Below are 24,288 nucleotides of genomic sequence, written 5' to 3' on the forward strand. Positions count from 1 at the left end.
TACAGATTACTCCCTCCTTATCAGAAAGTAAATTAGGGAAATGATTTATACCTCCTTGCTTATGAACATACTAGTTATCCTCATTTTTTGAAATCAAAAAAAGAACAACCTTGATCGAAATCTGTTGTTCTTTTCTAAATTAATAGATTAAGTTTTCTTCTGTTAGCTGTCCTACTTGGCGCTGATTATAGTCTTCGCCCCATTCATGAAGCATTTCAATCAATGGTTGCAACGAATAGCCATATTCCGTCATACGATAAATCACCATCAACGGCTTCTCTTGGACGACCTCTCGCTCAATCAGTCCGTCAGCTTCTAAATCCTTTAATTGCAATGATAGCATGCGTCGAGTAATACCCGGAACTGTTCGTTGCAATTCACTGTAGCGAAGCTCACCATCAAAAATCAAGTGATATAGCAACACACTTTTCCAACGACCGGAGATAAGCTGCAAGGTAGACTCTACAGAACAGCCTTCTTTACAATTATAAATTTTCCGCATCAACGTCCCACTCCCTCTTATGTATGAAGATATGGTAGTATGCCGGTAAGAAAAAGTAAAGAAATTTCTCTCTCGTCAAATACAGCGAAAGAGAAGCTCCTCTTTAGAATCAGCGATAATACACTTCATCCAGAAACAGGCCTTGCGCAGGTACGGTCTCTCCGGCGGTTGCTCTGACCTTATTTTCAAGCACTTCATCAATTATACTCACCGGTAACACTCCTGTTCCTATTTCCAAAAGAGTGCCCATGATAATCCGAACCATCTTATGCAGGAAGCCGTCTCCGACAAACGTGACATGCAGCAGACTTCCTTCTTGTTCAATCGACAGCTTTTCAATTGTTCGAGTTGTTGATTTTTTTGTCTTTTTTAGTGCCGAAAAGCCAATAAAGTCATGCTTGCCAAGAAGCTTTTCACAGGCTTCATTCATCAGATTCAAGTCAAGCGGCTGCGGATAATGGAAGCTGTAGTTCCGCTCAAAAGCCGAAGGAATCGTATCATTCCAGACATAGTAACTGTATTGTTTCCCAGTCGCATTATAGCGGGCATGGAAACGCTCCGGCGCTTCTTCTACGTTTTTTATAACAATATCTCGCGGCAGCTGATGATTGAGTGTCGCAAGCAGCTCTGTCAGTTCTATATCGGCATGAGTTTTAAAATTAGCAACCTGCCCTCGAGCATGAGTTCCCGCATCCGTTCTACCTGAACCGATAATTTCAATTTTTTCCCCTGTTAGCTGGGTAAGCAGGTGTTCAATTTTCCCTTGAATGGTTTTATCTGAGTTGCCTAGTCTCTGCCACCCAAGATATCTTCCACCATCATACTCTATTGTCAATTTAATATTTCGTATCATCACTCTGACTCCCTCTGTACTTTCTTAATTGCCTAATACTTTATGCTGTGCTATCGGACAGCTGTATGACTATCTTTCCATTTCAGTCGTTCATCTCTCAAAATTAAGCTTCTACGACAAAAATCCGTTGCTTTTCCATTCGTCTCGTATATCCATAACAGACCTCGAACAGCTTCTTTCCTATATACTGTTTGTATCGAGGGCAGCGTCCTCTGTAAAATTCATTCCAGTATGAAATCATTCTATCATGAATGTAAAGAAACTGTTGACTATTCATCTGACTCATCGCCTGGATGGTCTCATTTTTTCTTGGAGATAGCATTTCATAGAGTCGTTCAAGAATTTCCATTATGTATTCACCGCTGAGACTCAATAGATAGGAACAAACCCAGTCCGGCAGCTCCTCCGGATACTCCAGCAGCAGGCTTGTCACATGCTTTTCCCGAATATACCCATTATAGTGTCGAGTATAGATACAATGATAGATACACCGCTGTTCCTTCGTAAACTCTGCCGGAAACGTCACATGCTCATCCTTAAAGTAAAAACGATAGGGAAACCGGATTTTCTCCCCGTCCAGCAGCCTCATTTCTATGTATTGCTCACTAATGCCATGCCGAATCCCTTCTGACAGCTCTTGTGACAAATAAGCTGCAACTGTTTTTACATCCTCTTTCAAATGGCTTGGAAACTCTGATTTAATGATGCTTCTCACTCCTTTCAAGATTATTTTTTTCTGTAAGGCACTATCTTGCTCTTCCTTGTATTCGACTGATGAAAGTACCCTTCACTTTTAGCTCTGACTACCTACGCTCTCACTCGCGCCTGCTTTTTTTCCTACCCAGACGATGTCATCCTTCACAAGATACATTGCTTCCCCCTTGTACTCCTGTACCTTATAAGCTGAATCTTTAATTGCCTGAATTTCTTCTTCAGTGTAGAGTCCGTCTCTTATGTCCTCCTGCATTTCCCCTTCGAACCATGTTACAGCAGTAAAGCCCTTTTTCCACTCCAATAACTTTGCTGCTTCTACAGCGAACTCATTGGGCAAGCTTGAAACCGGCGTCAGCTCCTCAAAAGTTTCATCATAGAAATGAAGGGCACTTCTGACACTCACAACGACTTGAGACCACATAAAATCCTTCTCGAAAATCCATACCTTCAAATAGTACGGTTCATCAAGCTTCACCAGCTGTTGCTGCCACGACGAATAAATGTCTAACAAGGCTTGAATCACTAATCGCTTATACCATAGTGGAATCGTGTGCTTCTGCAAAGAAAAAAACGGGGCAATCCACACTTTAACATACTCTCGATTGTACTTCGCCAAAGCCTCCTGATCCAACTCCAGATAAGTATTTTTCCATTGCTCAATCTTTCGAACTTTCCTTTTCCAGCCCCTAATTTTTCTTTTTTTAAAGTCAAATCGAATCATTTTTCTGCACTCCCTCTCCACACAATTTTACAGCAATGCAATAAAAAAGAAAGAAGCAATCTTCACACTGAACATTGCTTCCTCCTTAACTTATGCATTACATAGTGAATGACAATACCAACGACTGTCTGTTATTTGCATGAACCATCAATGAACTCAATCTTATTCTTTAATTCAGAATATTTCTCTTCGTCATCAATTTCTTGGCTATCCCAACCGATTGTGGACGTTTCATAATCAACAGAGACTTTAGTGACTAACGTATTTCCGTCAAGTTCATTTTCTGCTTCAAATCCAGATGTCTCACTGATGATGTCATCATAAAATTCAGTATAGTACTCTAACAGCTCCTCAGCATCCTCTTCATTATCTGCGTCTCTATAGAACACAACATCTACTTGCTGAATGATATCGTCCTTATGCTTAATCGTCCATTCTCTTAGTCTTGGATCAATAAGCGAATCTGCTTCCTCGTCTGTATAGCTGCATGAGCTTGTTTTTACGCCATCTCCACAGCCGGCTGCTAAAAATAAAAAGGCCCCAGCGACAACAACAAATTTTATCTTTTTCATTTTTCGTTTCCTCCTCTATCGTATAAAGATTAATTATAACAACAAAATTTCCCAATAGACAGTGCGTATTGCATAATTTTCAAAAAAGAAGAGAGCAGCTTCCATTCTAAATTTCTTTGCTATAAAATAGAGTGATTGCATGTAAAAAACAAAGGAGTGATTGTTATCAGAAAAATACAAATGAAAAAGAGCTGGGTATGGGGTTGGTTGATTCTGCTGAGTTTGGTTATTACACAAGCTGGTTGCTCCACTATTTTAGGATCAAAAGAAGTCAGTAAAGAGGAAGAACGGGCGTATCAAAAAAACACCGCAAGCTTAACAACAGTTGAACCTGAGGCATTGAGTAAGCTCATCGATCAACAAGCAGGAGACGACGAGCTCTTCATCTATTTCGGTCGAGTGACCTGTCCTTACTGTCGAGAATTTGTTGTTTCACTACATGAACAGAAGCCGGAACAACAAACCGTCTATTATCTTGATACAGAAGATACGCAAACGAATGAAGCGATTCGGACACTTCGAGAAACATATGAAGTAGAAACAGTTCCCGGCTTTATTAAAGTTACAACAGATGGCTTTGACACATTCGATACAAAAAAAGGCGAGCTTTCTGAGTTTTTTAGTGAGTAGACCTCTAGCGTTGACTTTCAAATTTTCATAAAAAAGAAGTGCCTGAACAATTGCCGAAAATCGGTATTGTTCAGGCACTTTATATATATGGCATCCTCAGGTACTTCCTCGTTCTCATTCATTTACCTGCTACACCTTTGCTATTTTTTATCTAACACCTTAGACGCATCCGTTATGGATTGCTTCGCTTGTGTTACCCATTTTCCTTTAACAGAGGATGACAGACTATCCGAATAAGAAGATACCAACCCCTCTAATTCCTGCATGTAGGTCTCTTCCATCGTTTTCAACACGGTTTTTCTCGTTTCTGATGTTGCATGACTTTGACTGGCCACCCATGTACGAATTAAGGTTTTCTCTAAGCTTTTACGCGCGTTGAGTATATTCTCTTTCGTTTCTTCCACAAGGTCATTGACACCATTCATTACACTATCAAGCATTTATTCTTCCTCCTTTTTCAACGAATACAGCTCGTCTTCAAAAGCATGCTGCTCTTTGCGGTAATTGACCTGATTGGCTTCCAACCTATCCTCTAACGTCCGACTGGCATTTTTTAGGATGTACTCCGCTTCTTCCTGCGCTTGCTCGATGATTCGATAACCAGACCCCATATCCTGAGATTGCTCATAGACTTCTCTATGTGAAATGAACCGCAGCTGCTCCGCCGTATTGTCTAAGTACTGAAAGAAATCTCGCTTTTCTTCTGCAATAACATCCAGGCTTTCTTCAAGTACCCTTTGATTCTTTTGATAGACTTCCTCTGACGCAACCATTTTTTTCTTTATTTCCTGTTCCATGTAAACCTCCTAACTCAAATAGGCTGCCAGTTCTTTATCTACGGCAACTTGTTTTTGAATCGCTGTTTCAATATCGTTTAGAAGCGAAGTAAATTTCCCTTCATAGGTAGTTAATCTGGACATTGCACTCTCACATAGTTGAACCGGCTCGGTTACAATACTAGCTTCTGTCGCATTGCCGGCTGCCAACGCACTGATTTCCTCCGCCTGCGATAGATGTGCCCCGACACTGGAGGCGTCCGACTTGGTCGTCTGCCATAGCTCATTGGCATTCTCGATACTTCGCTCATACATTTTTTTCATTTCTGCGATTTTATCTTCTACCGTCATGACCATCCCTTCCGTGATGGCTCTGGCTTCCATTGCATCCAGATATATTTCCTGTGCGCCGGACAAGCTGCCGCCGCCCTTTGCAAGAAGCTCTTTTCTCATATTCTTCAGTGCAGCAAGCTGTGCATTCGTAAAGGCCTTCGCCACCTCAGCACTGGATAACACCTTGCCATTTTCATCTACTAATGTCAGTTTTCTTCTGATAAAATCCTGAGCTTCCTTATCTAAGAAAAAGGACATATCGTGCCCCTTGCCATTTTGAAGTACAAATTTTTCTCCCGGATACAGACTACCAAAAAGTCCTGCTACGCTATTCAATGGATCTTTTTCAGAAATCATATAAACCAGTCGGCCATCGTAATTCTTGATAATATTATCCAGCTCAATACCATAATAGAGCCGCAAAATGTCTTTGAAAGGATTAGAACCGATACCGCCGGCAAGGCCTTGCGCAAGATTATTTCTTAATGGCGCTGCATTGTATAAAACAATATTGGGGATGTTATTGGACATACCTAATATTGCACCATTACGTCCGCCCAATGAATGACCTGTAACTGTATCTATAAGATACCCTTTCCCCTGCAATCTCTTGATAAACTCGTCACCCTTACTGAAATAGGGAGAAGAGGCTGAGTCACCATCGAAAGCAATCGCTCCCCATTGTCCGACATCCTTTGCACTTTCCATCCAACCGTTACTAAGATTCGTTCCAGCAAAACCAACGGTAACATTCCCAGTGTTCGTATCCTGAAAGGCTACCGCACAAAGGCTGGTGCCTTTATCGTATTCGACACCGACAAGTTGGAGATTTGGCGGGAAATTGTTATTATCTTGCATTTCTACCAATTGATCAATTATTTGTTCATCAGTTAAACCATGGTACTTCCCATTTTCTATTTCATAAGAAATAGTTGAAATAGCACTAGTTGATTCCGTTTCATTTGTTATATCTTTTATCTTATCCTTCTCAAACTCGTAACCACTCATTCGCCATCCTCCTCAGTAGAAGGTTGATAGTCAATAGAATCTGAAAAATAGATAGCTGGATTTTTTGTGAATTGAATTGTCATCTTTTTATAACCAACGGAAGAACCATCTAACTGGCCCCGACCAGACAATACCAAGGTTGGTGCTTCTTCAGTGGGGATATCATACCGTTCCCGTAATTGTTGAACATTCGAATCAGCATTAGTTAACTGATATTCTAATTCATACATTGGTACCTCTGCATTGTACATTTCCCGAAGATTCTCATACTGATCTAAGTCTTTAAACTCACCATATTGCACAAAAAATTGAAAGTTTTCGATTTTTTCTTTTATATCTTCATCAGCCGTATCATCTACTAAATGAAACCCCTTTTCGTCGTAAGATAAATAATATTTTTCTTCACTTCTATTTTCTAACTCTTTAGTTATATACCTTTGGAAATAGAAACCCTTTGCTGTGCGAGAATTTCTATTCAGCCTTAAAACCATTCCTTCGCTAAATAATGTTCCATCTTTCTCTGGGCTAATAGAGATAGAAGACCTTAAAGCCCACGTCCCCTTATCATCTTCATCAAACTCAGAATCTCTATATCCTTCCATATCATAAAAATCCATTAGATTTTTCGTTGGATACATCGCCAATACTTTATCAAAGCTTTGCTCAACTTCTTCCTTGCTTTTGGTTTCGCAACCACTTAACATCCCTGTCATTAACATTCCTCCTATTACTCCTAAAGCTATGGCTCCTTTTTTCACTGTTCGTTCCTCCTACTATCTGTTTTACGTATGCCTCTTTTACCACTTGCAACTACCTCAAACAGTTGAGAGTAGCGACACAGAGAACCCATTAAGTAAATAATATCATATTTATTATTTTATTATCATTATTATTTGAGTGTTTTTCCAATTATATCTAGCTTTTTTCATTCGAAAAGGCAAAATTACTTCCTCTATCGTTAAATTAGACCCCGTTGTCTTATCATCATTAAGCTCATTTTCACAAATTAGTTATCAGTTTCTTTTTTGGAGGGCTGATAGCTAATAGAATCTGCAAACACGATAGCCGGATCTTTAGAAAACCGAATTTCCATACTTTTATAGCCAACAGAACTCCCATCCAATGCACCTCGACCTTTCAACAATAGCGTTGGCACTTTATCACTTGAAATATCATACCGTTTTCTCAACTGTTGAACATTAGAATTGTCATTTGTTAATTGATACTCTAGCTCATACAGCGGTACTTCAGGGTTATACATTTCACGAAGATTCTCATACTTATCTAGCTCTCCAAATTCCCCATACTGTACAAAAAATTGAAACTTTTCGATTTTTTCTTTTATGTCAGAAGTCACCGAGCTATCGGTTACATGAAAACCTGATTCATCATATGTCACAAGATACCTTGTCTCTTTTCTATCAGGCAAATTCGTTTCTTTTTCATAATAGTATCCTTCAGCAGTCTGCTTATTGCGGTTCATTTTGAGTACCATTCCTTCGCTAAACAAGGTATCATCCTCTTCTTTTTCAACAGACATTCGTGACTGAAGTATCCACGTCCCCTTGTCATCCTCAGCAAACTCCGAATCTCTGTACCCTTCCATATCGTAAAAATCCATTAGATTTTTTGTTGGATACATCGCCAATACTTTATCAAAGCTTTGCTCAACTTCTGCCTTGCTTTTGGTTTCGCAACCACTTAACAAGCTGGTTGCAATTATTCCTAGAATTATTACACCCTTCATCAAAACCAGTGCCTCCTAAATAAAATTCATAACTCTCAGTATGTTTGCTCTGTAGAACCCATTTGATTAACCTTTTCTGCCCATCTCCTCCACCAATCTATATCAACCTTACTTGCCGATTCTTCTTTTATTGCTGTTTGATAGCTGATTGAATCTGAGAAGTAACTATCTGTTCCCGTTATAGTTCCATCGCCGTTATCTTTTCCTTTTTCAAAGGTAAATTCAATATTTTTATAACCTATAGAACTTCCATCCAATGCACCCCGTCCTTTCAGCAACAGAGTTGGTGCCTTATTAGTTGAAATATCATACCGTTCTCGTAATTGTTGAACATTTGAATCGTCATTAGTCAATTGATATTCAAGTTCATATATTGGTACCTCCGCATTGTACATCTTGCGAATGTTCTCATATTGATCTAAAGCTTTAAACTCGCCATATTGCACAAAAAACTGAAAATTTTCGATTTTCTCTTTAAGAACTGAATCAGAAACATCTTCTACCAAATGAAATCCTTGTTCGTCATATGTGACGGGATATCTATGTTCTTCAGTCTCCTTTGTTATGTCACTAGGTATACGACTTACATAATAGTGGCCTTCCGCCGAACGGGTATTACGATTCATACGTAAGTGCATCCCCTTTGTTTCTAAAACTCCATCAGCTTCAAAGCTTATAGACATACCAGAGTCAAAAAGCCACATCCCCTTGTCATCCTCACTAAACTCCGAATTTCTGTATCCTTCCATATCATAAAAATCCATTAGATTTTTTGTTGGATACATCGCCAATACTTTATCAAAGCTTTGTTCAACTTCTTCCTTGCTTTTGGTTTCGCAACCACTTAATAATCCTATTATTCCAAGTACTCCTAAAAATAGTACGCCCTTTTTCAACATATACTCCTCCTATTTTTCCTCTTTTAGCAAACATTTATAAATTATACTATATCTTTCGCTCGTTATCTCCACCTCTAAGGCAGAAATAACATTGCCAATAACACTGTGCCGGCTTTCCATTCTCAATTAGGCTAACCAAACAGGTCATCCCACCTTTTCTTTCTCTCTACAGTTGTAGAGAATTCTATTTGGTAACAGTGACCACTATTTCAAGCTTGAATAATTATAGGTTTAGCAACAAAACAAAAAATTATCTATAAATAACTAAAAAATCGAGTAAAAAAACCATTCCTCAGCGAGAAACGGCCTTTTTACTCAATTTTCTGTCATTTCCATTTTGATGCACAACAATTAGTTTTTTACTTCAAAGGTAACGGTATTAGATAGCTTATTGTAATTCCCATAGAATACACCGAAAGAGTTTTTCGCTGTGATTGTTACTTTTCCTTTTTTCTTAATTGTAACAACCCCAGTGTTATAGTCTACCTCAGCTACGCTAGGGTTACTAGAGGTCCAAACAACATCACCATAAAACGGATCATAAATGTTTTGCGTACCGCTAACCTCACCACTCATCTGAACCTTATCGCCCACCTTCAAGGTCTCGCTCAGCTGCTCACTCGTCAAGCCCAACTCATTAAATATCGCAAGTTCGCCAAATTGAATATTTTCCTTCTTATCAACATAGAAGTTGTATTTCGTCCCCCATGCTGTATCAACAAACTTTTCTTTTATATCTGGTAGATTTTCAACCACGCCCTCTATACACCAGTAAAGCACATCGCCCTTTTTCAGCTGCATTTCATGGAAACGTGCGAACGCATACGCATGGAAACTCAGATGCAATTTGTTGTTGTGCCAGAGATAAAAATCAAAGCTGTCTTGCTTTCCATCTATTTGTATCGCGCTGCCATGAATCACATAGGTACCATCTTCCGGTACAACCAGCTTGAAGTAATCAATATCACCATCATAGTGGTCATCATCATACGTAAAACGGAACTTCCTATCATAGGTCCCATTCATCACTTCACCAACCTTGACAACTGTCGCATTTCTAAACTCATCGCCATGATCATCTGTATACACGACCAGCTCGTCGTAAATCGCCGGATTGTCCTTAGCATATACTTTGATTGTCGTTTCGCCAAAGGCTTTCCCAACCAATTCTCCTTTTTGATTGATTTCTACAATCGACGGGTCTTCACTCTCAAAAACAACGGTTTTAGGTGCTGCATTCGCTGGCTGGATATCTACCGTCAGCTTCTGGGTCTTGTTCAAATATGCTGCATAATCTACCTGCTTGTTTGTAATCTTAACAGAGGTAATCGGTACATTATTCTCGACTGTGACTGTTGCGGTATCACTGAGCTGTCCATCCTCCGTTGTTGCTGTAATCGTTGCCTGACCTGTACTTTTTGCAGTGACTGCGCCATTTCCATCTACTTCAGCAACAGCCGGATTACTACTTTTCCAGTCAATTTTTTGATTTGTAGCATCCGCAGGTCTGACTTCGGCCTTTACTTCTTTGGTTTCTCCCTTATAAAGTGTCAGCTGTTTCGGTGTCAGCTCAATGGCATTCACCGGCCGGATAACATCTGTATATGCATTAATGTATACATTTCCATTAAAGGTGGTTTTCGTATCTCGATAGTACATATTTTTCAGGTCTGTACTGTATGAAACATAGGACTCTCCTTCGTTAGCAACTACATTCGGATATGAACCTACTTCCTCTATCAGATAACTGATACGCGCTACATCTTTCGGAACGGTATACCTAACAACTACAGTAAATTCTTCCGATGCCGCTAATTCAATGGGTGTTTCCAGTTTCACCGTCTCCAAGCCGGGCACCTCTTTTGTCCCTTCCCCAATTTTCATTAACGTACTTAAATCTGACAGATTCATTCCAGCTGTTTTCAAATAAATTTCATAGCCTGTATTGTATTGCATCGTATGAATTCCGATCCCTTTTAATAGCTCTTTATGTTCACCTGTCTGAAATTTATTTGCTAAATTGTACGAACTTGAGCTGCTTGTACCGCTTTTAATAGATACATAGCTGTAGAAATCAGTATGGCTATGCTGTTTTTCATAATTATCTGTTTCTTCAACAGCTGCTGCACCATACATTTGCGAAGTAGCAATATAGAAATCTTCATAAGAAACATAGTAATAACCTTGATTCCCCCAGCTAGTTCCCCAGCTATTTTTAACAATAAAGGCACCATCATTTTTAGGTGTAGTTCCAAAATGTTCCTTTGGATAACTATCATCCCATCCTACAATCAAACTGGAATGATCAATATCATTATTGTTTTCTCTTTGCGGAACAAAGAAAGCCGATTGTTCCCGATTATAATATTCTTCACTTCCTGCCCCTTTATGATACCCACTGGCCCATTGATATGTAAGACCACTTTCCTTCATAACCTGCTCTTTAATTTTAACAAGTTTAAATTGTCTTTCCTCTTCTGAGTAATTATGAGCGAGCTTCGGCAATGCTGTCATTCCCTGAACATGGACGACTGGCTCTTCCTGTAGTTGCTCTAACCTTACAAAAGGGACATCGCCTTTAGGAACATAGGGCATAACATCTTCCGAAACAGGATTACTCCAGCGAGTTGCACCAAATAGAGGCACATACTCCATTTCTCCATTACCAAGATAACGCCAGGTTGAATTCGGATTCCCATTGACTATCCCTGTAGCATTATTCGCAAAATAATAATCCAAGTATAGTTCTGAAAAATCATGTTCCCCTTTCCCTTGCTTCATCAATGCACTTTCCATAGAAGCGGTTGCCGAAAATGCCCAGCATAATCCTCTACCGCCTTGATTTTTTACCGATGTATCCCCATCAGCTCGAGGATCATATACTTGAGGAAGTCCACTTCGCGCCTCCACTACTATAGCCGGCTGATCCACTACAGGAGTTGGATCAGGAATAGCTCCTGTCGAAGGCTCCTCTGCCAGAACTGTCAAATTTCCAGAAAAAAGCCCAATACCTAACAAACTTAACCATATAATCTTTTTCATTTATACCTTTCCTCCTACTTTTCATCATCCAAACCCTGAACTACAACACGTTCCATTTTAAACGTCTCACAAATCTTTTTAGCGAACATTTTCAAAAAAACTGCTAAAGCTAAACGTCTCTCCTTTCTAAAACCGACCACAACCAAACAAAAAGCATTACTAAAAAAACATAAAAGAAAATAAACCATTATATTATAAATAAAATTATACTATAACACACATATATTAGTCATTATTTTCTTGTTTTTATTTTAAATATATTCTAAAATTTTATTAATAAAGATAAAATGCGTCCCCTCATCGCATCCTTCTCTTTCCCATAGGCATGCATATTTATAAATAGTGATACAAATGTTAGAATAAGGAGGCATGCTAAAATCGCCTAAGCGATTTCAGGAAAAGAATACCAATAACCAAAGGAGATAGTTAGTAAATGACCTATGCACTTGAAATAAGTAATTTGAAAAAAGTCTACGCCACTGGAGTGGAAGCTTTACGCGGCATCAACCTGACCGTTGAAGAAGGTGACTTTTATGCGTTGTTAGGACCGAATGGCGCCGGAAAATCAACAACGATTGGCATTATCACCTCGCTTGTGAATAAAACCTCTGGGAACGTCAAGGTTTTCGGCTACGACTTAGACAAAGAGCTCGTCCTTGCCAAGCAGCAAATCGGGTTGGTTCCTCAGGAGTTCAATTTCAATCCTTTTGAGACCGTCCAACAAATCGTCGTCAATCAAGCCGGCTATTATGGCGTCTCTCGGAAAGAAGCGCTGGAACGCAGTGAAAAATATCTGAAGCAATCGGATTTATGGGAAAAGCGCAATGTACGTGCACGTATGCTTTCAGGTGGGATGAAACGTCGGTTGATGATTGCCCGCGCCCTGATGCACGAACCGCGCCTGTTGATTCTGGATGAACCAACTGCCGGTGTTGATATTGAATTGAGACGGGAAATGTGGGAGTTTCTGAGAGAATTGAATGAGAATGGCACAACAATTATTCTTACCACTCATTACCTGGAGGAAGCAGAGATGCTTTGCCGCAATATCGGGATTATCCAGTCCGGAGAGCTGATTGAAAACACCAGTATGAAGTCCCTTCTGGGAAAATTACAGTTTGAAACCTTCATCTTTGATTTAGCCCCCTTCGATAAGACACCGGAAATTGTCGGGTATAACAGTACCTTCGAAGACGAACGAACATTGGCTGTTGAAGTTGAACGCAATCAAGGTCTGAATGATGTGTTTGAGCAGTTGACTCGCCAAGGAATTAAGGTTCTTTCCATGCGTAATAAATCCAATCGTTTGGAAGAGCTATTCTTGAAAATTACAGAAGAAAATCGTCATGATACCGCTCATGCCTCTGTATAAACACAGACTGACACAGCGATTCATCAACAGAACGGTTTGACAATCATTCAAAAATCAATATTTTGTATAAATTAAGGAGCATACACATGTTTAATCTATATTTCACGGCTTTAAAAAGCCTTGCTGTAAAAGAAACCAACCGCTATCTGCGGATTTGGGTACAAACCCTTGTGCCGCCGGTCATCACGACCTCATTGTATTTCGTTATTTTTGGGAATCTGATTGGGGGACGAATCGGGGAAATGGGTGGATTTTCCTATATGGAGTTTATTGTGCCCGGACTAATCATGATGTCCGTTATCACCAGCTCATACTCTAATGTCGCCTCTTCCTTTTTCTCTCAGAAATTCCAAAAGAATATCGAAGAATTACTGATTGCACCAGTACCCACACATGTGATTATTTGGGGCTTTGTCATTGGCGGATTAGGTAGAAGCATATTGGTAGGAGCACTCGTGACACTGATTTCTCTATTTTTTGTACCGCTTCACGTTTTTTCATGGCTCATTGTGATTATTACATTACTGATGACTGCCATTCTATTTTCACTGGCAGGGTTATTAAATGGAATCTTTGCACAATCCTTTGATGATGTATCGATTGTTCCAACCTTTGTCCTGCAGCCCTTAACCTATCTTGGCGGTGTTTTTTATGCAATTTCTATGCTTCCGCCCATTTGGCAGGCAATTTCCAAGGTCAATCCAATTGTCTATATGATTTCAGGCTTCCGTTATGGCTTCCTTGGAACTCAGGATGTACCAATAGTCATTTCAATGGCTATCCTGGTCTTATTCATCTCCGTTCTTTATATCACCTGCTGGTACCTGATTCAAAAAGGTCGCGGATTGAGAAGTTAAAGTTGACTATGCAACCAAGAGATAGGCATTGATTTTATAAGACCGTTCATCAAAAACGCTCATCAATCAGGAGAGTTGAGCATTTATCCAGCAGCTGGAAGCTTTTCTATACGAAGAAAAATAGTTTGTCAGAGACTCAAAAGGACAGGAGGCGAGGCGGCATTGGCAGAGTATAAAATTGGTACCGTGCTTGCATTTGGTGGCTACAGCTGGCGTGTGCTTACAATTGAGAAAGACATGGCTCTAATCATGACTGAACAAATTATCGCTCAGCGCGAATACCATCATGCACCGGAAGATGTTACCTGGGCTGATTGCTCTTTAAGAAGCTACCTTAGTGGTGAATTTTATGACCAATTCACTGAATCAGAGAAAAAGAGAATCCTCCCGACAATCAACAAAAATCCAGACAATGAATGGTATGGATCAGATGGCGGTGAAGATACACTGGATACTATCTTTTTATTGTCTATTGAAGAAGCGGTTTGCCACTATTTTAGCGACAGCAGTCCTTTATTATACAATCCCGGAAAAAATCAGCGCTACTGGTTTCAGCGAAAGGATCGCAACAATTATCAGCGAGAAGCCTATTTTGAAGGCTATGGCTGGTGGTGGTGGCTTCGTTCGCCAGGAAGAGCCAACAGACGAGCTGTGTACATTCATGGTGATGGCAATATCGGCATTCAAGGAAACGGAACCTTCAACTACAACAGCAACACGCTCCATCCAGTGACGAATGACAATAGAGGCGGTATTCGCCCAGCTTTATGGCTCAAGTTATGATAGAACAAAAAAACAAGCAACGATGAGAACATTTTGCTCCCGTCGTTGCTTGTTTTCTATTTTTTTCAGCGGATTCTTCTTTTCTCATTTTCAGGTTGCTACTATTTTCCGATGACTAACCGTCTCGTGTATACGGCTTGACCGGAATGCATGACCGCATCATCGATAGCAGAAACTAAGCGAACCTGACGAGTAACAGCTGGGGTCCAACTAGTATCCACGATATCACTCAGACTTGCTTCATCTAGTGTCTTCAGGTAACCAAGGGAAAAATCCACACTGGCTGACAGATAATCAAGTAACAGCTGTTTGTCTGCCACAATGACCTTCGCCGCCTCTTCCGGGGTGTGTTGCCAGTCCTCAGTGTCATCCGGCAACGCCAATGCAAACCTCTCCGTCCAACCGTCACTTAGCCACAATGGCTGACTCTTATTAAGACCTGAAATTTGATAATCAAGCTCACGTGCTGTGTGCCAAATCAGCCATGTCACCGATTTAATTAACGGCTGCGGCATCGTGTTGGCCTCAGCCACAGTCATCTGCTTTAGCGTTTCCTCAAAACGTTCCTGTGCTCGTTCCAATATATCCATAGATAACTCTGCTGCTTTCAATCCTGCTCCTCCTTTGCCTTCTTCATAAAACGCAATTCCATCGCTACCATACTTTATAAATACTTTACTCTCTTAATCAAGTACATTCAATTATTCTACTCCCAGAAAATATAAAAACGAGCATGACAGCTGATTTAGACCATCATGCTCAGTTATGAACAAATCATTTCAACAAAAACCTACGAAATCCATTATAGTGCTTCTAAGCTTGCCAACTGAAAATCCAATTTGTAGTAACGGTAATCACTTTTAGAATACTTCGATTTTTTATCCTCCAAGTTTTCCACCAATACAGCGCGTTCTTCCTCGGTCACTTCTTCCCAATCGTCCTCATGAGTCCTGCAGTACAAACGGAAAGGCAGCTCCACTTCCATATGCACTTCCATAAAATTTTTCGGTTTCCCCAAACCATGATACTCTACATCTGTCAAAATTTCTCCCACATAATTCATGTATTTCTTACTCATCTTTTTTCCACCTTTCCTGTAAACGCTTTCTACCTTCATAAAAAATTATACGCAATAGTTGCGTCGGCAACAACTGTTTTTTTATTAAGATTGCTTTTAAAAAAAGAAACGATCAAATCGACCGCTTCTTAAAGATATATCTCCACTCAAGTTGTTTTCTTGTCTCGTGTCCTCCGAAGGCGCAGAAAAACAAAGAGAATCGCTTGCCCAATACCACCTAAAACAGCCAAAGGAAGCAGCACCAACCAACTGTATGAAACAAATGTAAAGATATGATAAACGAGCAGTGTGCTTACAAGAACGCCACAAAATAGCACAACAACGCTGCTTTTCGGCTCTTTTAAAAACGTTTTTCGGCTTCCCCATAGAAATATTTTTGACAGTTGCCAAATCAGCAGCACCAATGAGCCAAAGCCAATAAAAAGCCCAATCACTCCTTCGATCGTCCCTGATTTGAACAGATCCTTGATGCCATAGTATACATAAAAAATCGGTTCTTGGAGTCTACGAAAATAATAGTACCCATAAAAAACAAATGGAGAAAGATACTGTATTTCATAAGAAAAAAAAGCTTCCCCATCTTCATTATAAGCAGTATAAGTGACAGGCCTTTTTTTAGAATCAAACAATACTTCGACTTCATGGGTGTACTCACCTTGAATCGCTATTTTTTTGCTTCCACTAAAATCAGAAAATTGCACCTTCAACTCATCCGACAAGAGATAGGTCGAGTGTTCAAAAATATTTTCTGTTTCGATTTCATCCGTATAATATTCATCGAAAATATTATAGACACGAATATTTTCCTTGTAATAAATCGTATAATAAGAGCCTGATGTAGAAAAATCCAAGTCATTCACCGGCGTTAAAAATACCTGTTTTTCTTTTGAAAAAATAATTCTCAGATAGTCTTCATTTTCTAAATTTCCATTTGTGCGTTGCTTTCCATTACATGCCGCTAAATAATATAACGAGAATAGCAGTACAGAGAACACAAGAAATATACCCAACAACTTTTTCATTTGATTCCACCTTTTTATTTACGGGAACGACATCCAAACTACTTCACCATCGACGAAATATATTCTAAACTGATCGATAGTGTCCACAGTTTCCCATATATGATCATATTCATAATAAGACCAGCCTGTTTTCTGATCTGTTTTTTCAAAAAAATACTCTTCATTTTCTCCAAAAAAGAAATCAAAATAATCATTATTCGTATAGATCCACATGTCTATCGTGTATTCGTTGTCCTCTTCCCACTGTTTGATGACCTCTTCGTTATCATTATTGATTTTCACAGGCTTTCCAAGCCTCCACCTCACATCATTTGGCGTCATCCCCGCAATGATTTTTTCCTTAAAATCATTGATTTATAACGTCCGCCCCAGCGAACACCCCGCCAAAAGAAATCCCATCACCAGCAAAAAACTACTCATATAAATCCTTTTTGAAACAACCAACCTCTTATTTCCTCCTTGTCACCTTTTTCTCCAATAGTTCATTAATCGATGTAATTTTCCACATGCAATGGCTCAATCGTATCCTCATCATCCTCAGAATAATTCAAACCTGTCTCACGTTTGATTGCCTTCGAAAACTCCTTTTTTGTGACCATTTTTGTTGTAAATGTCAGAACATTGAAAATAACATACTCTTCTTCATCCACTTCACTATCGGCGCCTGAGCGAATCATGTACCAGTAATCTTTTTTCCCTGTTGTCTTTGTATAAATTTCCAGATTATCTTCATTCTCATTCGTTACTAAATAATACCAGATGCTATAGTCCGTCGCTGACATCGTATAGTCTTCGACATTATTGTAGACACCATCTTCCTCTCTCAATAGAAAGTACATCTCATTTTCAGACAGATGTGTCCAAATAGTCTTTTCTCGGTTGTATTCTCGCAAAAGAAATACGAATAAGGCACTACTAATAATGGTGACGCAAATACTGACTATAATCAAGACTTTTACTTTATTCGTCATTGTTTAATGTATCCTCTCTTTGCAGTGAGCAATTCTCAATTCCTCCACTGCCAGCATTCAATCATGGAAAGTACATCGTTACTACTTCATCATCAATAAAGTAGATATGCCAACCAAAATAGCGCTCTGATTCATCCTTTTCGAAACTATAATTATATTCATAACACATATCAATTTTATTTCTGTGCTCACTCAAATAATCAAACATTCTATCCGCTTCTTCTTCACTACCATAAAATCGTTCATATAAATCCGGCACTTCCTCATAATACCATCGGTCAGTCGTTGTCTCATCATCAACTGAGAACGCTTCTTCAATTTCATTAAATGAACGTAGCTCCTTATCAGGCTTTCCCAAGATTTTTTTCACTTCGGTTGAAGTCATGCCGGCTTCTATTTTCTTAAAATCATTTTCAATCAACGCTTTATCCTTCATCTCTGTACAGGAACTTAGGAGAATAATTAGTCCTAACATCAAAGAGAATACTAATTTTTTATTTAGAATAGCCATCATCTTTTTTATCAGGTTTTGATTTTTTGTAGTCATTTCCATTTTTTTCATTTGAACTTGTCCACCCTTATCTAACCTCTTTTCTAATATTATGATCCAATTTCCCTCGAGGCTTGCTATCTAGCAATTCATGAGCCGTATCATTCTTATCCCCATAGTTATAGGATTCTCCATCCTTATTCAATATCTATTATAAAGATAGCACTATATGATGGCTCAAATTCATTAGTTAAGGAAAAGACATCCAAACTACTTCATTATCTATGAAATAGATTCGCCAGTTATCCTCTTTATTTTCATTACTAAAAATATATTCATAATAAATCAAGTCTTGCTCTTTTCTTAATTTATCAAAAAAATCAGTCATTCTACTTTCATCACCGTAAAATCCCTCATAATAATTCCAGTCCCACATATCTATGGAAGATTCGTTATCCTTATAACGTTGCTCAGCAGCTAAATCATTATCCTCCTCAATTTTTTCAGGTTCTCCAAGCACTTGTTTTACCTCAGACATACTCATTCCCGCACGGATTTTTTCTTTAAAATCATTTTCAGTTAACAAAGCCTTGTCACTGCATCCTGCAAGAACAACTAACGATATAGAAATATAAACCACAAGAAATAGTCTCTCTACCCTAATTCTATACATACTATCCATCCTTTTTAAGGTATATCTCAATTGAAAAATATACTGCTCTGGTTTATTTCTGTCATTTATTAAGGAAAGTACATTGTTACTACTTCATCATCAATAAAATAGATATGCCAGTACCCGATTTCCTGCGAAATATCTTCTTCATATTGATATACATAACAAATAATATCTTTTCGATCTTTTAATATTTGATACACTGTTTGCTCATTATCTTCACTACCATAAAATTTATTGTAAATTTTCGGATTTTCTGTTTCCCATCTATCAATTGACTTCTCTGCATCTTCATCTCGTAGTTCTTGTATTTCTTCAAATTTGGTAACAATCCTCTTTGGTTCTCCCAATTGAGTTCTTACCTCATCTGTAGTTAGTCCTGCTTCTATTGAACGAAAAGAATCTTCCACCAACTTCTTTTTAGTATTAAGACATGCAGATAAGCTAAACAAACAAATAAAGAGAAAAAGGAAGATGTTTATTTTACCCTTTACCTTTGATTGAATACCCATCATCTTCGTTTTCCAGTTCATTCCAATTATATTCTTCTCTGTTTTTGGGACTTTCCCATTCATCCTTGATTTCCTTTCTCACATCGTGATCCAATTTTCCTGGTGGCTTGCTATCTAGCAATTCATGAACCTTATCATTCTTATCTCCATAGTTATAGGATTCTCCATCCATAAGCTGTTGTTCATACACTCTAGGTTTTTCTGCATTTTTATTCCTATAATACTCTGGATCGCTAATCACCAATCCATCCTTCTCATCCAAAACATTCCATTGGCTGATGAAGTTCCCATCAGGATCAAGAATAAATTCTGAGTGGAAATCTGGTGCTAAACGTTTTCTATTCACTTCATCACCAGATTTATCATAGGTTGTGTCCTTCAAGTATTTATTGTGGAGACGCCCCTTCTCTGCAATCATCAACTCTCCACCTAACCCGCCATCTGCGATAGACGCATGAACATAGGCATACAATGCTTCTTCGTCTGTACGGCCGGCATTCGCCCCACTTTTGAACACTCTTCTTATATACTCCAAGTTGTTTTTGTCAATATACATCCGCAGCTGATGGACAGATTTCACAAATTGCTTTTGTTCTCGGCTCATATTGCTATAGCCTTCCAATAGGCCTTTAGGGTATGCTTCCTGTACCGTTTTAGCTAATGTATGCAGAAAATCCCCATGTGGCGGCATATTCGGATCAAATTTATGTGTGCCTGTCATTTGAAGCATACCGTGAACGTCTATTTCACCGCCCATTTGCTTCATCAGCAATTCCATACGCTTCTCATTGATTGCTTGTTCCATACCAGCAGGAATTTTCCCGTCGACTGTACCATAGGCTGAAAACATCAGCCGATATACATCCGACCCCACCAATCGTGTCTCCACGTTAATCTGATTCAATCGGTCAAAGACATTTTTACCACCTGAGCCTAGCTTCTTGTTTACATGCTTCATATAGGCTTTAAATGCTTCTTCGTCCCAGCCGTCTTCTTTACAAAGCACCTGCTTCTGCTCACGCAGAGTCTTCAAATATTCCTGATATTCTTTGGCATTCATATCCTTCGGCCGCTCTACCTCATATTTTTTTGCAAACTGGCGATTTTCCCAACGATTGTTGACATCCTTCGTCCATGACATATCTGTACCTTCCGGCAATTTAAAGGTGCCTGATGCCGCATGCCAAGACTTTCCGGCAATCGCTGAACCTTGATTGACCGCATTTGTCAGGGTAGTGATTTCGGAAAAAAGAGAAGGGGATGACGCATGGAAATCCAACAGCTTCTGTAACTGCTCCTCTAATTTTTTCTTAACGGCTTCATGACAGGCAATCGCTGTTTTATTCGAATTCAGTTGTCGTATTTTCATGTTGTCCGCCGTATCCTTTGCTTCGATACTGCTGCGAATCGAGTAGAGCGCTTGGATTTCATTATTCAAACGCTGAATTTTTTCTTCCAGCTCAGAGGATTTTAAATCCCCGCTATCTACTTGAGCTGTATAATCCTCCGGGAATTTTTTGCAGGCTTCAGCAACCGTTTCCGATAACAGCTGACCGGCTTGGGTCAAGGGCAAAATGACTGAACCAAACATTCCCTTGGCAGACGTGTAAGCATCTGCCTCCAAGACTGTATCATTCGCAAAATTTTGTGCAGCCTTCTGCAATGCCTCATAGCCCTGTACATGAGATTTCCCCATTGCTGCAGCACCTGTTGCTTGTGTTTTCGCTGCCGCCAAATACATATCGATACTCATGACTCTTCCTCCCCATCTGCAGCCTCTCGCTTTTTCTCATAATAGAGTTCATCTAATTCATCCTGACATGCGACCTGCTGCTCTGTTAATTCTTCTCTTTCCTCATCCAAATCTTCGATAATCACTCGCTGCTCCTTTTGAAGATCCTCATGTATATCTTCAAAAAGGAGTGCGAAATCATTTCCATGGAAGCTTTCCTTTAATTCATGAAACAAACGATTCGAGGAGTAAAATTGTTCCTGATAGTCCTCCTGAACCTTCTCTAATTGACGCTTAGAAAGCTGTAAATCCTCTTGCTTTTCCAGTAAAATTCGTTCCTTTTTCTTCTTATCCTGTTCAGCTGTCATCACTAGCGACCTCCCGAACGAGGACCTGGCAATTGACCAAAGACAGTATTCTTAAGATGGTCGTCGGCAGCCGCAAATTCTGCAGCTACTGTTTGCAGGTTTATCGCGGCATTCCCGACAGATGTACTGACTTGCAGCACCGCAGCTTGTGCAGCCGCAATCGCTTCCTTGGCACTCGCATTTCCTGCAACGGTCGTTTGACCGTCCTCACTAATCGAGGTCGCTGTGTTCAAGGTATCCAATGCATTGAACAACTCTGTCGCCAATTGTCCGGCCACCTCTTTGTTACTATTGATTCCAACCATTTTATTTCCTCCTATTTATTCGCTATTCAAAGGACTGATTTTCTCTTTTTGGAGATGATTACAACGACCAGCCATTCAAATAATTACGAGATATCTCCTTATATAACTGTATTTTTTTACTTTTAAAAAAATTATAGCATGTAAAAATCTTGTATTCTACACAATAAATAAAAAATAGAAGCCTTTTAGCCGCCCGCAAAGAAACTGTAAATACATTAAGCTTCACGCCTCATTTCCTTAGTCATGAACGGCCTAGTATATAAACAATTGGATAGACAAACTCGATAACGCCTCTAGAAAATCGGTTCATCTGTTCTTGCTATTTGCATCTAAAAGCCTATAATTATATAAAATGATTGATCGTTTTTTACACAAGGCCGGAGCATTGTTATCTGTCAACCTCAAAAATGAAAAGGATGTGCTTGAAATGAGAAGAAAAGAACGGGAAATTTTAGAATTGGACAAAATCAAGGAAGTCGTAGAAAACTGCCATGTTGTACGCTTGGCGATGTTCGATGAGCCTTTTCCTTATATTGTACCTGTGAATTTTGGCTACCACTGGCAGGAAGATACCTTGACCCTCTACATTCACGGTGCACGCCAAGGAAAAAAGGTGCGGTTGCTGGGAAATAATCCTAAAGTAGCGATTGAGATGGACTGTAATCATGAATTAATCGAAGCTGGTACCGTTGCAGAAAAATATTCTTATGCGTATCAAAGTCTGATTGGATTTGGTGATGCATTCATTATTCAGGATTTGGATGAAAAGAAACAAGCATTGCAGCTTTTAATGGATCACGAAGTAAAGCATAAAAACTATAACTTTCCTCCTGATAAAATGATTGCCGCAACCGGAATTATAAAAATCGTTCTTTCTTCCTATTCCTGTAAAGAACATATTCATCCAAATAAACAATAAATATACCAAATACTCAATTTCTCATGCCACTATTAGTCAAGTACAGCAAAAGGAAAGCAAGACATTCTCACTCTGTCTTGCTTTCCTTTTTATAAAATATTTTGTCTGCTTATTAGCTTTCACTTCTGTAACGCAAGCCCAGCCCCTTCAAAAAGTTACGGGCGTATTTATCGCCGCAAGGCTTGAAATTACGGTGTCCTTCTTTTCTCAAAATTGCTCCCAATTCTCCTTTAGAAGGATAAACACCTGCTTCTGCCAAAATATCCAGCATATCTTCACTAGTCAAAGCTAAGGCAATCTTGACCTTCTTCAGCAAGATATTATTGATATGGCGGATTTCAGTGCTCTTTTTTTGCGGTTCCTCCGCCGGCTTATTTTTTGGCTCGCCTCGCTTCAACGTGATAAACCCATTCAAAAAAGTATCCAGCACTTGGTTATTAATCATCTTCATATAGACATTCTTTTCAAACGGATCATTCGCTTCTTGCTGTCGACTAGGGTCCTTCGTCAGCATCGCTCGTTCTTCTTCCTTCGAAACGGTCAGTCCGCCCAATTGAAAGGCTTCGATGATTTCAGTGTCCTTTAAATCCAATGCATATCTCAAACGCAGCAGTATATCGTTATTATTCATTTGTTTCCTCCAATTTTCCAGATGCTCTTACTATAGCATATCTTCAAGCTGGATATCAGGATACTTTTTACTGACTCTAAAATATTTTTCGCCTCTGCATTTATTTGCCAACTCCTAATTCAGCCTCCGGGTATACCAACAGCCGACAATAGGTGTTCCGCTTTTTTTATTTTATCAACCAATCAAACAGCCATTCCATCAATACCGCAATCAATGCACAGAGAAAGGCCCCCATAAAAATAATTGGCTCACCGTTCGTAATATTGATTCCTCTAAGAATGATGTCTCCTAATCCGCCGGCACCGACGAATGAGCCGATTGTCGTGATTCCGACCGCAATCACCAAGGCATTACGGACGCCGGCTAAAATAACCGGTAAAGCTAAGGGAATTTTAATCATATATAACACTTGAAAACGGCTCATTCCTACACCACGTGCGCTATCTACATAAACCGGATCAACGTTGTTCAATCCAGTATAAGTATTCGCCACAATCGGCAGCAGCGAGTACAGAACAACTGTAGCAATCACGGTGTTTTTGCCCAAACCCATTAAAATCAGGAGAATCGTCATCATCCCAATGGAAGGAATTGTCTGAATGATGTTAATCAGCCCCATCACGATTGTCGCAGCTTTCTTATTATCTGATAAAAAAACACCGATTGGAAAACCAATGAGAAAGGTTAAGACCACACCAACAATTGAAATGTAGATATGTGTCGAAAACTGACTGATGATGTAAGAGGAATTTTCATTTAAGTAATTCATCAATGCTTG

Annotated in this window: 31 protein-coding genes; 5 read left to right on the top strand and 26 right to left on the bottom strand. The window is 39.3% G+C overall.

Annotated features, from left to right (window positions below):
* Nucleotides 1–139 precede the first annotated feature (139 nt).
* From IW510_RS03360 to IW510_RS03380, 5 genes are all read right to left on the bottom strand, one after another.
* A complete protein-coding gene (locus tag IW510_RS03360; protein WP_202056912.1) occupies nucleotides 140–505 on the bottom strand; it encodes a winged helix-turn-helix transcriptional regulator in 366 nt (121 codons plus the stop codon).
* Nucleotides 506–611: 106 nt separating this feature from the next.
* Nucleotides 612–1,352 carry a tRNA pseudouridine(38-40) synthase TruA gene (gene truA, locus IW510_RS03365; protein WP_202057400.1) on the bottom strand — a complete coding sequence of 247 codons (741 nt, stop codon included), beginning with the start codon at nucleotides 1,350–1,352 and terminating at the stop codon, nucleotides 612–614.
* Between the two features lie 106 nt (nucleotides 1,353–1,458).
* Nucleotides 1,459–2,079 (bottom strand): hypothetical protein, encoded by a 621-nt coding sequence (locus IW510_RS03370; protein ID WP_202056914.1) that lies wholly within the window; start codon nucleotides 2,077–2,079, stop codon nucleotides 1,459–1,461.
* Nucleotides 2,080–2,148: 69 nt separating this feature from the next.
* On the bottom strand, nucleotides 2,149–2,790 hold the full coding sequence (locus tag IW510_RS03375; protein ID WP_202056916.1) for a hypothetical protein: 642 nt from the start codon (nucleotides 2,788–2,790) through the stop codon (nucleotides 2,149–2,151).
* 131 nt (nucleotides 2,791–2,921) lie between these two features.
* On the bottom strand, nucleotides 2,922–3,362 hold the full coding sequence (locus IW510_RS03380; protein ID WP_202056917.1) for a hypothetical protein: 441 nt from the start codon (nucleotides 3,360–3,362) through the stop codon (nucleotides 2,922–2,924).
* A gap of 180 nt (nucleotides 3,363–3,542) precedes the next feature.
* Between IW510_RS03380 and IW510_RS03385 the strand changes: the two genes are divergently transcribed.
* Entirely contained in the window at nucleotides 3,543–3,992 is a 450-nt protein-coding gene (locus IW510_RS03385; RefSeq protein ID WP_202056918.1) for a hypothetical protein, read from the top strand.
* 140 nt (nucleotides 3,993–4,132) lie between these two features.
* Here the strand turns inward: IW510_RS03385 and IW510_RS03390 are convergent, their stop codons facing one another.
* The 7 genes from IW510_RS03390 to IW510_RS03420 all read right to left on the bottom strand — a co-directional run bounded on the left by IW510_RS03390 (nucleotide 4,133) and on the right by IW510_RS03420 (nucleotide 11,797).
* Complete coding sequence (locus IW510_RS03390; protein WP_202056920.1) at nucleotides 4,133–4,432, bottom strand: hypothetical protein; 300 nt, start codon at nucleotides 4,430–4,432, stop codon at nucleotides 4,133–4,135.
* On the bottom strand, nucleotides 4,433–4,789 hold the full coding sequence (locus IW510_RS03395; RefSeq protein ID WP_202056922.1) for a hypothetical protein: 357 nt from the start codon (nucleotides 4,787–4,789) through the stop codon (nucleotides 4,433–4,435).
* Between the two features lie 9 nt (nucleotides 4,790–4,798).
* Nucleotides 4,799–6,109 carry a hypothetical protein gene (locus IW510_RS03400; protein ID WP_202056924.1) on the bottom strand — a complete coding sequence of 437 codons (1,311 nt, stop codon included), beginning with the start codon at nucleotides 6,107–6,109 and terminating at the stop codon, nucleotides 4,799–4,801.
* Nucleotides 6,106–6,867 (bottom strand): tandem-type lipoprotein, encoded by a 762-nt coding sequence (locus IW510_RS03405; RefSeq protein WP_202056926.1) that lies wholly within the window; start codon nucleotides 6,865–6,867, stop codon nucleotides 6,106–6,108. Before IW510_RS03405 ends, IW510_RS03400 begins: the two co-directional genes overlap by 4 nt.
* A gap of 248 nt (nucleotides 6,868–7,115) precedes the next feature.
* Nucleotides 7,116–7,856, bottom strand: a complete 741-nt coding sequence (locus IW510_RS03410) for a tandem-type lipoprotein (RefSeq protein ID WP_202056928.1) — start codon at nucleotides 7,854–7,856, stop codon at nucleotides 7,116–7,118.
* Between the two features lie 35 nt (nucleotides 7,857–7,891).
* Nucleotides 7,892–8,755 carry a tandem-type lipoprotein gene (locus IW510_RS03415; protein ID WP_236674589.1) on the bottom strand — a complete coding sequence of 288 codons (864 nt, stop codon included), beginning with the start codon at nucleotides 8,753–8,755 and terminating at the stop codon, nucleotides 7,892–7,894.
* Between the two features lie 351 nt (nucleotides 8,756–9,106).
* Nucleotides 9,107–11,797 (bottom strand): Ig-like domain-containing protein, encoded by a 2,691-nt coding sequence (locus tag IW510_RS03420; protein ID WP_202056932.1) that lies wholly within the window; start codon nucleotides 11,795–11,797, stop codon nucleotides 9,107–9,109.
* Between the two features lie 433 nt (nucleotides 11,798–12,230).
* Between IW510_RS03420 and IW510_RS03425 the strand changes: the two genes are divergently transcribed.
* The 3 genes from IW510_RS03425 to IW510_RS03435 all read left to right on the top strand — a co-directional run bounded on the left by IW510_RS03425 (nucleotide 12,231) and on the right by IW510_RS03435 (nucleotide 14,809).
* Nucleotides 12,231–13,169: an ABC transporter ATP-binding protein gene (locus IW510_RS03425; protein WP_202056939.1), complete on the top strand. Its 939-nt coding sequence runs from the start codon at nucleotides 12,231–12,233 to the stop codon at nucleotides 13,167–13,169.
* 86 nt (nucleotides 13,170–13,255) lie between these two features.
* Nucleotides 13,256–14,026: an ABC transporter permease gene (locus tag IW510_RS03430; protein WP_202056941.1), complete on the top strand. Its 771-nt coding sequence runs from the start codon at nucleotides 13,256–13,258 to the stop codon at nucleotides 14,024–14,026.
* 162 nt (nucleotides 14,027–14,188) lie between these two features.
* Nucleotides 14,189–14,809: a DUF6273 domain-containing protein gene (locus IW510_RS03435; protein ID WP_202056949.1), complete on the top strand. Its 621-nt coding sequence runs from the start codon at nucleotides 14,189–14,191 to the stop codon at nucleotides 14,807–14,809.
* A gap of 101 nt (nucleotides 14,810–14,910) precedes the next feature.
* Here IW510_RS03435 and IW510_RS03440 read toward each other — a convergent pair whose 3' ends face one another.
* The 12 genes from IW510_RS03440 to IW510_RS03495 all read right to left on the bottom strand — a co-directional run bounded on the left by IW510_RS03440 (nucleotide 14,911) and on the right by IW510_RS03495 (nucleotide 21,960).
* Nucleotides 14,911–15,399, bottom strand: a complete 489-nt coding sequence (locus IW510_RS03440) for a DinB family protein (protein WP_442896388.1) — start codon at nucleotides 15,397–15,399, stop codon at nucleotides 14,911–14,913.
* A 212-nt stretch (nucleotides 15,400–15,611) separates the two neighbouring features.
* A complete protein-coding gene (locus IW510_RS03445; RefSeq protein ID WP_202056952.1) occupies nucleotides 15,612–15,887 on the bottom strand; it encodes a hypothetical protein in 276 nt (91 codons plus the stop codon).
* Nucleotides 15,888–16,033: 146 nt separating this feature from the next.
* Nucleotides 16,034–16,909 carry a hypothetical protein gene (locus IW510_RS03450; RefSeq protein ID WP_202056954.1) on the bottom strand — a complete coding sequence of 292 codons (876 nt, stop codon included), beginning with the start codon at nucleotides 16,907–16,909 and terminating at the stop codon, nucleotides 16,034–16,036.
* 18 nt (nucleotides 16,910–16,927) lie between these two features.
* The gene (locus tag IW510_RS03455) at nucleotides 16,928–17,191 is read right to left on the bottom strand and encodes a hypothetical protein (protein WP_202056956.1); all 264 of its coding nucleotides are present in this window, start codon (nucleotides 17,189–17,191) and stop codon (nucleotides 16,928–16,930) included.
* Between the two features lie 203 nt (nucleotides 17,192–17,394).
* Nucleotides 17,395–17,880, bottom strand: coding sequence for a hypothetical protein (locus tag IW510_RS03460; RefSeq protein WP_202056957.1), 486 nt, complete (start codon nucleotides 17,878–17,880; stop codon nucleotides 17,395–17,397).
* 61 nt (nucleotides 17,881–17,941) lie between these two features.
* Nucleotides 17,942–18,442 (bottom strand): hypothetical protein, encoded by a 501-nt coding sequence (locus tag IW510_RS03465; RefSeq protein WP_202056959.1) that lies wholly within the window; start codon nucleotides 18,440–18,442, stop codon nucleotides 17,942–17,944.
* A gap of 16 nt (nucleotides 18,443–18,458) precedes the next feature.
* Complete coding sequence (locus tag IW510_RS21635) at nucleotides 18,459–18,575, bottom strand: DUF3114 domain-containing protein (protein ID WP_202056961.1); 117 nt, start codon at nucleotides 18,573–18,575, stop codon at nucleotides 18,459–18,461.
* 45 nt (nucleotides 18,576–18,620) lie between these two features.
* A complete protein-coding gene (locus IW510_RS03475; protein WP_202056963.1) occupies nucleotides 18,621–19,043 on the bottom strand; it encodes a hypothetical protein in 423 nt (140 codons plus the stop codon).
* Between the two features lie 68 nt (nucleotides 19,044–19,111).
* On the bottom strand, nucleotides 19,112–19,558 hold the full coding sequence (locus tag IW510_RS03480; protein ID WP_202056965.1) for a hypothetical protein: 447 nt from the start codon (nucleotides 19,556–19,558) through the stop codon (nucleotides 19,112–19,114).
* Nucleotides 19,527–21,308 (bottom strand): DUF3114 domain-containing protein, encoded by a 1,782-nt coding sequence (locus tag IW510_RS03485; protein WP_202056971.1) that lies wholly within the window; start codon nucleotides 21,306–21,308, stop codon nucleotides 19,527–19,529. Before IW510_RS03485 ends, IW510_RS03480 begins: the two co-directional genes overlap by 32 nt.
* Nucleotides 21,305–21,655 carry a DUF3958 family protein gene (locus IW510_RS03490; protein WP_236674606.1) on the bottom strand — a complete coding sequence of 117 codons (351 nt, stop codon included), beginning with the start codon at nucleotides 21,653–21,655 and terminating at the stop codon, nucleotides 21,305–21,307. Before IW510_RS03490 ends, IW510_RS03485 begins: the two co-directional genes overlap by 4 nt.
* A gap of 2 nt (nucleotides 21,656–21,657) precedes the next feature.
* Nucleotides 21,658–21,960 (bottom strand): TIGR04197 family type VII secretion effector, encoded by a 303-nt coding sequence (locus IW510_RS03495; protein WP_202056975.1) that lies wholly within the window; start codon nucleotides 21,958–21,960, stop codon nucleotides 21,658–21,660.
* Between the two features lie 427 nt (nucleotides 21,961–22,387).
* Between IW510_RS03495 and IW510_RS03500 the strand changes: the two genes are divergently transcribed.
* Nucleotides 22,388–22,879 (top strand): pyridoxamine 5'-phosphate oxidase family protein, encoded by a 492-nt coding sequence (locus tag IW510_RS03500; RefSeq protein WP_202056976.1) that lies wholly within the window; start codon nucleotides 22,388–22,390, stop codon nucleotides 22,877–22,879.
* 112 nt (nucleotides 22,880–22,991) lie between these two features.
* On the opposite strand, the gene IW510_RS03505 is transcribed toward IW510_RS03500, so the two are convergent.
* On the bottom strand, nucleotides 22,992–23,510 hold the full coding sequence (locus tag IW510_RS03505; RefSeq protein WP_202056977.1) for a DUF1456 family protein: 519 nt from the start codon (nucleotides 23,508–23,510) through the stop codon (nucleotides 22,992–22,994).
* Nucleotides 23,511–23,676: 166 nt separating this feature from the next.
* The gene (locus IW510_RS03510) at nucleotides 23,677–24,279 is read right to left on the bottom strand and encodes an ABC transporter permease (RefSeq protein ID WP_202057402.1); all 603 of its coding nucleotides are present in this window, start codon (nucleotides 24,277–24,279) and stop codon (nucleotides 23,677–23,679) included.
* Nucleotides 24,280–24,288: the final 9 nt, after the last annotated feature.

This window comes from Enterococcus sp. BWR-S5 (genome assembly GCF_016745255.1).
Classification (GTDB): Bacteria; Bacillota; Bacilli; order Lactobacillales; family Enterococcaceae; genus Enterococcus_L.